Origin of the sequence: Methylorubrum sp. Q1, from assembly GCF_004683995.1 — a bacterium.
In the GTDB taxonomy this organism is placed as follows: Bacteria; Pseudomonadota; Alphaproteobacteria; order Rhizobiales; family Beijerinckiaceae; genus Methylobacterium.
In genome coordinates this window covers 142,676-153,194 of record NZ_SRHQ01000014.1, presented here as the reverse complement: position 1 = coordinate 153,194, position 10,519 = coordinate 142,676, and the positions used below count along the sequence as shown (strand labels likewise).

Annotated in this window: 12 protein-coding genes; 8 read left to right on the top strand and 4 right to left on the bottom strand. The window is 69.3% G+C overall.

Annotated features, from left to right (window positions below; translation table 11 throughout):
- The coding region (locus E4V01_RS15120; RefSeq protein WP_135298899.1) for an SRPBCC family protein at positions 1–315 on the bottom strand (315 nt) is incomplete at its 3' end.
- A 349-nt stretch (positions 316–664) separates the two neighbouring features.
- Here E4V01_RS15120 and E4V01_RS15115 point away from each other — a divergent pair.
- The 4 genes from E4V01_RS15115 to E4V01_RS25720 all read left to right on the top strand — a co-directional run bounded on the left by E4V01_RS15115 (position 665) and on the right by E4V01_RS25720 (position 4,626).
- Positions 665–1,390: a TerB family tellurite resistance protein gene (locus tag E4V01_RS15115; protein ID WP_060768667.1), complete on the top strand. Its 726-nt coding sequence runs from the start codon at positions 665–667 to the stop codon at positions 1,388–1,390.
- Positions 1,387–2,145: an N-acetylmuramoyl-L-alanine amidase gene (locus E4V01_RS15110; protein ID WP_135298898.1), complete on the top strand. Its 759-nt coding sequence runs from the start codon at positions 1,387–1,389 to the stop codon at positions 2,143–2,145. The genes E4V01_RS15115 and E4V01_RS15110 overlap by 4 nt, the downstream gene beginning before the upstream one ends.
- 91 nt (positions 2,146–2,236) lie before the next feature.
- Positions 2,237–3,814 (top strand): Na+/H+ antiporter, encoded by a 1,578-nt coding sequence (locus tag E4V01_RS15105; RefSeq protein WP_060768665.1) that lies wholly within the window; start codon positions 2,237–2,239, stop codon positions 3,812–3,814.
- Positions 3,815–4,470: 656 nt separating this feature from the next.
- Positions 4,471–4,626 (top strand): hypothetical protein, encoded by a 156-nt coding sequence (locus E4V01_RS25720; protein WP_193763206.1) that lies wholly within the window; start codon positions 4,471–4,473, stop codon positions 4,624–4,626.
- Between the two features lie 58 nt (positions 4,627–4,684).
- On the opposite strand, the gene gshB is transcribed toward E4V01_RS25720, so the two are convergent.
- Together gshB and E4V01_RS15095 are read right to left on the bottom strand one after the other, a co-directional pair.
- Entirely contained in the window at positions 4,685–5,647 is a 963-nt protein-coding gene (gene gshB, locus E4V01_RS15100; protein ID WP_135298897.1) for a glutathione synthase, read from the bottom strand.
- Between the two features lie 406 nt (positions 5,648–6,053).
- On the bottom strand, positions 6,054–6,362 hold the full coding sequence (locus tag E4V01_RS15095; RefSeq protein ID WP_060768663.1) for a hypothetical protein: 309 nt from the start codon (positions 6,360–6,362) through the stop codon (positions 6,054–6,056).
- 463 nt (positions 6,363–6,825) lie between these two features.
- Between E4V01_RS15095 and E4V01_RS15090 the strand changes: the two genes are divergently transcribed.
- The 4 genes from E4V01_RS15090 to E4V01_RS15075 all read left to right on the top strand — a co-directional run bounded on the left by E4V01_RS15090 (position 6,826) and on the right by E4V01_RS15075 (position 9,196).
- Positions 6,826–7,077, top strand: coding sequence for a hypothetical protein (locus tag E4V01_RS15090; RefSeq protein WP_060768662.1), 252 nt, complete (start codon positions 6,826–6,828; stop codon positions 7,075–7,077).
- A complete protein-coding gene (locus E4V01_RS15085) occupies positions 7,074–7,859 on the top strand; it encodes a hypothetical protein (protein WP_135298896.1) in 786 nt (261 codons plus the stop codon). The genes E4V01_RS15090 and E4V01_RS15085 overlap by 4 nt, the downstream gene beginning before the upstream one ends.
- Positions 7,860–7,920: 61 nt before the next feature.
- On the top strand, positions 7,921–8,598 hold the full coding sequence (rnhA, locus tag E4V01_RS15080) for a ribonuclease HI (protein WP_135298895.1): 678 nt from the start codon (positions 7,921–7,923) through the stop codon (positions 8,596–8,598).
- A gap of 19 nt (positions 8,599–8,617) precedes the next feature.
- A complete protein-coding gene (locus tag E4V01_RS15075; RefSeq protein WP_135298894.1) occupies positions 8,618–9,196 on the top strand; it encodes a DNA-3-methyladenine glycosylase in 579 nt (192 codons plus the stop codon).
- 100 nt (positions 9,197–9,296) lie between these two features.
- Here the strand turns inward: E4V01_RS15075 and zapE are convergent, their stop codons facing one another.
- Positions 9,297–10,511 (bottom strand): cell division protein ZapE, encoded by a 1,215-nt coding sequence (zapE, locus tag E4V01_RS15070; protein ID WP_135298893.1) that lies wholly within the window; start codon positions 10,509–10,511, stop codon positions 9,297–9,299.
- Positions 10,512–10,519: the final 8 nt, after the last annotated feature.

The following is a 10,519-nucleotide window of genomic DNA, read 5'->3' as shown; positions in this document are numbered from 1 at the left end:
GTCCTCAACCGGCAGGGGGCCCGAAAGGATCGTGTAGGTGTAGTCCATCTTCTTGTCGTCGCGGGATTGCTCCTGCTCCACAATGGTGCCGCCGCCCTTAAGCGACAGAGTGCGCTCTTCCTTGCCCCCCTTGTCGGACAGCGCGCACTTCTCAACCACGGGGTGCCAATCGCCGATGCCGCAGAAGCCGCCGATGGTATTCCAAACCTTGTCCGGCGAAGCCGCAACGGTCGCTGTCTTTGTCACCTCAAGGGCAAGGGCCGGAGTGGCAGCGAAAGCTGCGAGAGCCACAACCGGCAAGGCAATCTTCAACATCTAGCGTTTCCTCAGCAGGGTTCTTGTCGGCCCCGGACATGGGGAGCCCATTAGGTAGTGCGCAATCGAAAGACGGCCATGACCGGTCAAGTATGTGGGAAAGATATAATCGCCTTTCTTTTGCGGTCGATTAAAGCACCGGGCTTGCGCTGCGGTACGCTTTGCGGCGTTAAGAGTGCCTCACAAAAATCCCGATCTCTGACCGTTCTCGCTTTGGCGAGGACGGCGCAGCGGGAGTTTTGTGAGAGACACTAAGCCGTGGCGATCGCTCCTGCTGAATGACTTCGGATCCGCCCTTGTCCCCCCTCGATACCTCACGCTTCCGCTCTCCCGTTGCGGGCGGCGCCCGATGAGCACCGGCCTGTGGGGCAAGATCGGCGGGGCCGGGATCGGCGTCCTGGTCGGCGGGCCGATCGGAGCGCTGGTCGGATCGGTCGCCGGCCACTTTCTCGTCGATCGCGAGGGCGCGCCCTTCGGCCCGACGCCCCGGGACGTCCTGTTCACGACGGGGCTCGTGGCGCTCGCGGCCAAGATGGCGAAGTCCGACGGCGTGGTGACCGAGTCCGAGGTCCGGGCCTTCGGGCGGGTGGTGCAGGTCGAGCCCGAGGCGCGCGCGGGCGTCCAGCGCCTGTTCGACCTTGCCAAGGCGACGACCGACGGCTTCGAGGCCTATGCCGGTCAACTCGCCGCGACCTTCGGCGAGGAGCCGGCTCTGCTTGAGGACGTGCTCGACGGCCTGTTCCACATCGCCACCGCCGACGGGGCGATCCACGAGGGCGAGGAGCGCTACCTGCGCTCCGTCGCCGGGATTTTCGGCCTCGACGAGGCGGCCTTCCGCCGGATCGCCGCCCGGCACGTGCGGCTCGCCGACGATCCCTATCTCGTGCTCGGCCTCGAACGCTCCGCCGACCCCGCCGCCCTCAAGGCGCAGTACCGGCGGCTGGTGGCCGAGAACCATCCCGACCGGGCGCTGGCGCGCGGATTGCCGCCGGAGGCCGTGGCGATCGCGACGCACCGGCTCGCCGCCATCAATGCCGCCTGGGACCAGATCGCGGCCGAGCGGGGGCTGACGTGAGCTTCTCGCCCGACAGCCCGCTCGCGCAGGCCGTCGTCGCCTCGCCCAACCGCGGCGCGCGGGTCGGCGGCGCGCTCGACATGCTGATCCTGCATTACACCGGCATGCCGACGGCGCAGGGTGCGCTGGACCGTCTATGTGACCCCTCCGCCGAGGTCTCGGCCCATTACTTCGTGTTCGAGGACGGACGCGTCGTGCAGATGGTGCCGGAGGCCGACCGCGCCTGGCACGCGGGCGCCGGAGCCTGGGCGGGCGCACGCGACATCAACTCCCGCTCCATCGGCATCGAGATCGCCCATCCCGGCCATGCCGGCGGGCTCCCGCCCTATCCGGAGGCGCAGATCGCCGCGGTGACGCGGCTTGCCCGCGACATCGTCGTCCGGCGCGCGATCCCCGGCCCCCGCGTGCTCGCCCATTCCGACGTGGCGCCGGCACGCAAGGAGGATCCGGGCGAAGACTTTCCCTGGGAGCGGCTGGCGCGCGAGGGCGTCGGGCACTGGGTGCCGCCGGCGCCGGTGCGGGATGGCCGCTTCTTGGCCATGGGCGATACCGGCCAGCCGGTCGAGGCCCTGCAGGCGATGCTGGCCCTCTACGGCTACGAGCAGCCGGTCACCGGCCAGTTCGATGCGGCGATGCGTGCGGTCGTCACCGCCTTCCAGCGCCACTTCCGGCCGACCCGCATCGATGGCGTCGCGGATTCCTCCACGATCACGACCTTGCGTGATCTGATCGCCACCCGGCCAGCGTCGATTTAGCCCGGCCGAGGCTTTCGGAAAGAATACCGATCGCCCGGCGTTCCGTCGTCACCGTCATCGTCACGGCTGCGCGTCGGATCCACCCTTTTCCATGTTCGTGTTCCACTGGATCGTCGGCGTCCTGGTTGGCGCTGTTCTGCTCGCTGCCCTGGCGCGGCGCCTGCGCGCGCCCTATCCGGCCTTCCTGGCCCTGGGCGGCGTCGGCCTCGCCTTCGTGCCCGGCGTGCCGGGCCTCACGCTCGATCCGGAACTGGCGCTCGCCCTGTTCCTCGCGCCCGTGCTCATGGATGCCGGCTACAGCACGTCCCTGCGCGACCTCGTGCGCAATGCCCGCCCCATCGCCGGGCTCGCCATCGGCGCGGTGGCGGCGACGACCGCGGCGGTCGCGGCGGTCGCGCTGTGGCTCGTGCCGGACATGCCGCTCGCCGCCGCCATTGTGCTCGGGGCGATCGTGGCCCCGCCGGACGCCGTGGCGGCGCTGTCGGTGCTCAACCACGTCTCCCTGCCGCATCGTCTCGCCACGATCCTGCGCGGCGAAAGCCTGCTCAACGACGCCGCCTCGCTGTTGATCTACCGGCTCGGCGTTGCGGCAGCGATGACCGGCCATTTCGCCGTTGCCGAGGTGGCGCCGGCCTTCCTGATCGGTGTCGTCGGCAGCCTCGTGGCGGGGCCGCTCGCCGCGCTCGTCTACCTGCGGATCCTGCGCCGCGTCGATGAGCCGGCCAGCGTCATCGTGTTGCAGTTCGCGGCCGCCTTCGGCCTCTGGATCGCTGCCGAGGCGATGGAACTGTCCGGGGTACTCACCGTGGTCAGCTTCGCGATCACCGTGGCCCGCCGCGCGCCCGGCCAGACCTCGCCGCGCCCGCGGGTCATCTCGAACGCGGTCTGGGAAACGGCGATCTTCGTGCTCAACGTCCTCGCCTTCGTGCTGATCGGCGAGCAGATCGGGCCGATCCTGGCGCGGATGACGCCCGAGCAGGAATTCGCCTACGCCTCCGTCGCCGCAGCCGTGGTCGTCACCGTGATCCTCGTCCGCATCGCCTGGGTGCTGCCGGCGAGCGCCATCCGGCGTGTCGGCTTCGGCGTCGCCTCCGATCAGCCGGACGATCGTGGCCCGGCCCGCGATCTCGGCCTCGGCGCCGGCTTTGCCGTCTCGTGGTCGGGGATGCGCGGCCTCGTCACCATCGCCACGGCTTTGGCCCTGCCCGAGGGCGGGCCCGAGGGCGGCGCGTTTCCCTATCGCGACTTGATCGTGCTCACTGCCTTTTGTGTGGTGATCGGTACGCTGGTGCTTCAGGGCTTGAGCCTGCGCCCGATCCTCGGGTGGCTCGGGCTGGAGGATAGCGATCCTGTCGGCCGCGAGGTCGGCCGGGCGCGGGCCGAGGCCTATGGCGCTGCGGTCGAGGCCCTGAAGAACGACCGCTCGGAGGCGGCGGATGCCCTGCGTCGAGAGTTCCATGCCGCGCTGGCCCAGGCCGAGGCGCATGAGGACGGCCTCGCCCCGGAAGGGCTGCCGACCGACGAGCCCCGCCGCCGCGCGATCCACGCCGCCCGCGACCGCCTCCTGACCCTGCGCCGGAACGGCCGGATCGGCGACGACGCCTATCTCGTGTTGGAAGAAGAACTCGATTGGGCCGAGCTCAATGCGACGCCGCGAGGAGAGGCCTGATGCGCGTCCCGACGGATAAGGTTCGAACGAACTCACCTTAAAATTGCATAAACTTGACTGAAGCTTTAATATTGAGATTATAATGCGAAATTGCCAATTGAATATAACTTCGATTTGCCAAAGTTAATCTTTGTGGCACTATCCGGCCTGCCGCGCGTTCGATCGAATATAATCTTGATGTTCGCTGCCTATCGATAGGTCGGCTTGTGAGATTCGTTTCCAGTGCTGAAATGCGCGCTATGTTCCGCGATATGTTGCAAAGAACTGTGTATCGCCTTTGGAGTCATCCAGAAACCCTGGGCGAATAAAGTGCTCATGCGGTAAGGCTCGCGGGCCCGAGGCGGCGATGACCGGGACGGCTGTCAGAAGCGCGCCGGGCAAACCTTTTGCCGCCGTGACACGTAATGGCCTGCGCCACGCGGCGTGACCGCGATCCCTCATGTCTTCGCGCTGCCATCCGCTTCCGCGGAAGGGGCGGGAACAGGTCCGATGCCGAGATCGATGTTCGAACTGTCAGCCTCATGCCCGACTGCACGGCCGCCTGGGCAGCCCCCAGCGACGTCTTCCCGTATTCCCGGCCATGCCCTCGGGATGGGCTCACGCAGCGACTGTCTCGCGGGCCGGGATGTCGTCCGCCCGCTGGATCGCCCGTGCTGATGGTCGCGAGCACCGCCTGTCTTGTCGCGGGTGTCGGGCTGGCGGCTCAGGCACACCGCTTCGGCGCGCGCTCAGCGCTGGCCGAAACCCTGTCCGGCCTCCTGCTGGTCCTCGGCCTCGCCCTGATCGGGGTCGGGCTGCCGGTCTTTCGATAGGGGCTGATCGAGGCGGGGATGAGCTGATTATCCGAGACGCCCCCGTCTCGGGCGGCGGTCAGGCGCCGAGGCTGCGGCGGGCGGCGAGCCGCACCTCGATCGCGTCCCAGACCGACACCGCGAGATCGGGCCCGCCGAGCCGCTTGATGGTGCGGATGCCGGTGGGGGAGGTGACGTTGATCTCGGTGAGATGTCCGTCGATCACGTCGATGCCGACGAGGATCAGGCCGCGGCGTCTCAACTCCGGCCCGATGGTGGCGCAGATCTCGCGCTCACGCTCGGTCAGATCGGAGGCGCCAGCGGCGCCGCCGCGGACCATGTTGGAGCGGATATCGCCCTTGGCCGGCACGCGGTTGATCGCGCCCATCGGCTCGCCGTCCACGAGGATGATGCGCTTGTCGCCCTCGGTGATCTTTTCCAGGAAGCGCTGCACCACCCACTGCTCGCGGAAGGTGGCGGAGAACAGGTCGAACATCGAGCCGAAGTTCGGATCCTCCTCCGTGACCCGGAACACCGCCGCGCCGCCATGCCCGTGCAGGGGCTTCATCGCGACCGTGCCGTGCTCCTTGCGGAACGCCTCGATCTCGGCGCGGTCGCGGGAGATCAGGGTCGGCGGCATCAATTCGGGGAAGTCGAGGACGAACAGCTTCTCCGGCGCGTTCCGGACCTCGGCCGGATCGTTGACCACCAGGGTGCGCCCGGCGACCTTCTCCAGCATGTGGGTGGCCGTGACGTAGGCCATGTCGAAGGGCGGATCCTGGCGCATCAGCACCACGTCGACTTCGGCGAGATCGATGCGCTCCGGCGCCCCGAGGGTCGCGTGCGCACCCTCGACATCCCGCACCGTCACGGGCTGAGCGTAGGCCGTGACCAGCCGGCCCTGCATCGAGAGCCGGTCCGGCGTGTAGGTATAGAGGCTGTGACCCCGCGCCTGCGCCTCCAGCATCAGGCCGAAGGTGGTGTCGCCCGCGATGCGGATCGACTGGATCGGATCCATCTGGACCGCGACGGTCAACGCCATGCTCGTCCCCGAATTGCTGTGCGTTCCGCCCAAACAGCGGGCGAAACAGCGGGCTCCTGGCGAGCCCGCTCCGTTCCGATCGACGATCCTCCGAGGGGACCGGAATCCGAGTGCCTCTCACATCATGCCCGGTGCAGCGCCGCAGCCGGAGGGGCGATGCTCAGCGCCCGGGCATCTTGCGAGGCACTCCGGGAGGCCCCCTAAGAGCCGTATCCGACCTCGTTGCATCAGGCCGGCGTCTCCAGGTCGGTGTTACGAGACGCATTCTCTCGACGAACCGGTGGCCACGTCGTCGAAATGCGCTCGAGAGCATCGTTCCGAAAGACGGTTGCCGGCCGTCGGAAAAAGATGACGCAAAAACAAGAGGCTAGGGCATCGTCTTGGATCCTGTATCCAGGACGATGCCCTAGCGCTGGCCGCGGGATTGCGAGGCGCCCCCGCTGCGCCGGTCGTAGTCGCTGATGGCGGACTTGCACTCGGGTGAGAGGCGCGAGCGGTTGCGGGTCATGCAGGCGTCGGCATCCTGGCTGTTCGGATCGACGCCGGCACAAAGCCGGAAGTAGTCGTTGGCGCAGCCGAGTTGCAGCCCCTGGTCCTCCCGCTGGGCCTGGGCCGGGCTTGCCGCCACCAGAGCCAGCAGAGCGAGAGGCGCTAGTCTCAGGGCCGCGGACACGCCGCGCGCCGGGCTGCCGAATCGTGTGAAGTCCGGACGCATCCTGCCTTGTCCTTCGCTCGATCAAAGTTGGGTTGGCTCCGCATATCGGGCATCCCCCCTCGTTAGCAAGCGCAGCACGCAGCCGTTGCGCCGGCCCTGTCACGCCCGCCCGGGTCTGCGGCATCACCGAGAAAAACCGCCCGACAAAGAAACGGCCCCGCAGCGCGATCGCGCGGGGCCGAAGTCAAGGGAGGAAACGCCCGCCATGGGCAATGACATTCACGCAAGGACCGTGCCGTCCGCGAAACAGGTCGCGCCGAGGCCGCGCTTCGCCGCGGATGGACGCGGAATGCGACGTGCGTTGAAACACTCCGTTAACCACGTCGTGCTGAGCTTGGCCTGAGATCGCCCGGCCGGGGCGGGCCCGTCCCGCTCACGACGAGCGCCCGCCCGATGCTGCCAGCCCGCTCCGGGTGGCCGCAGGGCGGGAGCCGGCCGCCACACACATCGACGGGACAGGCCCATGACGCCCTCAACGATCGCCCCCTCCAAGACACCTTCTTTAGCGTCCCCTTCCGCTCCCGCGGCGAAGCCGGGCCACCGGGAGAGCGGCGCGACCGGCTCCGTCGTACCCTTCGCCCCCGCGACGACCCGCCGCTTCCGCCGCGAGGCGGACGATGCGCCGCGCGGTCAGATCCTGCTGTTCATGGGCGTGCGCTACGAGAGGATGCCGGAGGCCGAGGCTCTGCCGGTTCCGCGCCGCCGCCGCTCGTGACGCGCCCCGGCTTTCGATCCGCCGGCCTGCTTCTGGCCCTGTTGCCGGGCGCCTGTGCGCAGGAGGGTGACTTCGGCCGTCCGGCGTCGAGCGCCTGGAACGGCCTGATCGAGACCACGGGGACGGTGGCCGCCTACGAACGCGGCGCGCCGGCTTCGGCCTTTCCGCTCACCGACGACGAGACGATCCTGCGCGATCGGGCCTGGCGGTTCTTGATGCCCGCTGACGTCCACGCCGCCTTCCTCGACGCGCTCGCCAACCTGACCCGAGCCCGCGTGCTGCCGCCGCGTTGGCGGCGCGACGATATTCCCGCCTATCACAACGATTTGATCTCCGAGTCGTTTCGCTCCCCCTATTCCCGCTACCGCAGGTTGTCGGACGACGCGGTGGCCGACGGTCGCCTGATCCCGATCTTCGCGGCCGTCGCCGGACGCGTCTTCGACGCGGACGGGGTGCGCCTGCGCGCCCTGCCGTTCTCGAAGAGCTTCGACGATCGGGACGTGCGGCAGGCCGCGATGCGCGTCGCCGAGAACCGCTGTCTCGTGGCGTGGGTGCGCCTGGAAACATCCCTGCGCATCGCCCGCTATCGCTACGCGCTCGAGCATTTTCTGATCGAGATGCCCGGCCGCGAGGCGGCGTCGGCCGAGCAGGCGCTCGCCTTTCTCGAAGAGCGGCGCGGGCTCCTCGACCCGCTTCTGCCGCCGGACGCTGCCGCCCGCTGCGGCCTCGTCGAGCCGCCGGTACAGGCGGTTTTGGCCGCGCCGGTCGTGGCCAAATTTTAGCCTCGGTGTATTAGCCCCGGTCCGGAAACGGCAGACACAGGGCTGAAAGCGAATGGGACCGATGCGAACCATCGTCTATGCGGATGGCGGCTGCGACCCCAATCCCGGCCCCGGCGGGTGGGCGGCGGTGATCCAGGACCCCTCCGGGACGATCGAGCTGTACGGCGGCGAGCGCGCCACCACCAACAACCGCATGGAGCTGACCGCCGCGATCCGCGCCCTGGAGCATTTTCCCGAGGGCGCCGCGATCGAGATGCGCTGCGACAGCCAGTACGTGGTCAAATCCGTCACCGAGTGGATGCGCGGCTGGAAGGCGCGGGGCTGGCGCACCGCCACGGGGCCGGTGAAGAACATCGACCTGATGCAGCGCCTCGACGCGCTGGCCGCGGCCCGCGACGTGCGCTGGACCTGGGTGCGCGGCCATGCCGGCGAGGCCGGCAACGAGCGCGCCGACCGTCTCGCGACCCTCGGCCGGCGCGAGGCCCTGAGCGGCAAGACGTCGGGTGAAGCGATGCCTGCGCCGGCCGATCCCGCCCCAGCCCTGGCGCCGGCGCCGCCTGTGCAACCCAAGACGGTGCAGGTGGCGCTGAGCGCGGATCTGGCCAACGCTCTGTCGCGGGCGGCAGGTCGTGCCGGGATCACCCCTCAAGCCTATCTCGAGGACGCGGTGCGGCTGGCGCTCGAACTCAAGCCGCCGGGCGTCGCCCGTGTTCGGGCCGAGTTGCAGAAGGCGTCCTGATCGGGCGGAGGCGGGCGCAATGAACCCGGCCTTCTTCGACCGCCCCGCCGCGACCGTCGCCGCCGAACTGATCGGCCACGGGCTGTGCGTGGACGGCGTCGGCGGCCTCATCGTCGAGACCGAGGCCTACGACCGGACCGATCCGGCCTCGCACAGCTTCGCCGGGCCGACGCGGCGCAATGCCAGCATGTTCGGGCCGCCGGGCCGCGCCTACGTCTACCGCTCCTACGGCCTGCACTGGTGTCTCAACCTCGTCTGCGAGACCGGCAGCGCCGTACTGCTTCGGGCGCTCGAACCGACCACGGGTCTGGAGACGATGCGCACCCGCCGCGGGCTCGACGCGCCGCGCCTCCTCTGCGCCGGGCCGGGCCGGCTCGCCCAGGCGCTCGGCATCGACCTGTCGCATGATGGCCTGCCCCTCGACCGAGCGCCCTTCGCCTGGGCGGCGCCGCAGCGGCCGATGCCGGTCGCGGCGACGACCCGCATCGGCATCAGCCGCGGGGTCGAGGCACCCTGGCGCTTTCTGGTGCCCGGCTCGCCCTATCTCAGCCGTCCGCTGCCGCGAGCGAAATCCGGTGCCGCGGGGGAGGGGGCTTAGAGCATCGTCCCGAAAGGTGGTTGGCGGCTTTCGAAAAAAAAGATGATGCGAAAACAGGAGCCTCAAGCATCGTCCTGGATCGGCTATCCAGGACGATGCTTTAGGTCTCGGCCAGCCCTGCGCTCGACCCGGAGGGCGCCCGCCCGTGCGGCGTGCCGAGATATTCCTCCGAGCGCATCTCGATGAGGCGGGAGGCGGTACGCTCGAACTCGAAGGCCTCGCGGCCCTGCGCCGCGGTGTAGAGTCCGGTCGGTTCGGCCTCGGCCGAAGCGACGAGCTTCACATGCGCGTCGTAGAGGGTGTCGATGAGGGTGATGAAGCGCTTGGCCTCGTTGCGCTCCGCCTCGCCCATCACCGGAATGCCGGAGACGATCAGGGTGTGGAAGTGGTCGGCGAGCGCCATGTAATCGGAGGCGCCGAGCGGCTTGCGGCACAGGTCGTCGAAGCTGAAGCGGGCGACGCCGCCGGCTTCTTCCGGCACCGGAACCGCGCGGCCCTTCACCTTCACCGTACTCGGCTGGCCCTTCGCGCGCCCCGAGAGCGCCTTGAAGGCGGCATCGAGCGCGACCTCGGCCGCCGCGTCGGCCGGCACATGATAGACCGAGCTTCCGCCGAGCTTCTCCAGGCGGAAATCGGTGCGGGAATCGAGGCGCAGCACCTCGACCCGCTCCTGAAGCTCCGCCACGAAGGGCAGGAACAGCGCGCGGTTGAGGCCGCCCTCATAGAGCCGGTCGGGCTCGACGTTCGAGGTCGCCACCACCGTCACGCCGCGCTTGAACAGGGCGCCGAACAGGCGCCCCAGGATCATCGCGTCGGCGATGTCGGTGACCGTGAACTCGTCGAAGCAGAGCAGCGTCGCTTCCGCTGCCAGCGCCTCGGCCACCGGCGGGATCGGGTCGTCGCCCTTCACCTCACCCCGTTTCAAGGCCTGACGGTGGGCGTGGATGCGCTCGTGCGCGTCGGCGAGGAAGCCGTGGAAATGGACCCGACGCTTCGGGCCCGGCGCGGCCTCGTGGAAGAGGTCCATCAGCATGGTCTTGCCGCGGCCGACCGAGCCCCAGATGTAGAGCCCCTTGGGCGGCCCGACATCGTCGTCCTTGCGGCCGAACAGCCAGCCCAGCGCGCTGCCCTTCTTCGCCCGGCGGCGGCGCTCCAAGTTCTGCACCAGCCGGTCGAGGGCCTGGACGAGGCGGATCTGCGACGGGTCGCGCTCGATCGCGCCCGAGCCCACGAGGGCGTCGTAGCGCTCGCGGACCGGACCGGGCGAGACCGCGCCGGCGCGGGCATGGTCGGAGGGGGCGTAGGTCTCGGGCATCCCGGCCG

Coding starts and splice junctions, on each gene's coding strand:
- E4V01_RS15075 (WP_135298894.1), top strand. CDS start 8,618: ATGAACCCGGCCTTCTTCGACCGCCCCGCCGCGACCGTCGCCGCCGAA.
- E4V01_RS15105 (WP_060768665.1), top strand. CDS start 2,237: ATGTTCGTGTTCCACTGGATCGTCGGCGTCCTGGTTGGCGCTGTTCTG.
- zapE (WP_135298893.1), bottom strand. CDS start 10,511: ATGCCCGAGACCTACGCCCCCTCCGACCATGCCCGCGCCGGCGCGGTC.
- E4V01_RS25720 (WP_193763206.1), top strand. CDS start 4,471: ATGGTCGCGAGCACCGCCTGTCTTGTCGCGGGTGTCGGGCTGGCGGCT.
- E4V01_RS15115 (WP_060768667.1), top strand. CDS start 665: ATGAGCACCGGCCTGTGGGGCAAGATCGGCGGGGCCGGGATCGGCGTC.
- E4V01_RS15090 (WP_060768662.1), top strand. CDS start 6,826: ATGACGCCCTCAACGATCGCCCCCTCCAAGACACCTTCTTTAGCGTCC.
- gshB (WP_135298897.1), bottom strand. CDS start 5,647: ATGGCGTTGACCGTCGCGGTCCAGATGGATCCGATCCAGTCGATCCGC.
- E4V01_RS15095 (WP_060768663.1), bottom strand. CDS start 6,362: ATGCGTCCGGACTTCACACGATTCGGCAGCCCGGCGCGCGGCGTGTCC.
- rnhA (WP_135298895.1), top strand. CDS start 7,921: ATGCGAACCATCGTCTATGCGGATGGCGGCTGCGACCCCAATCCCGGC.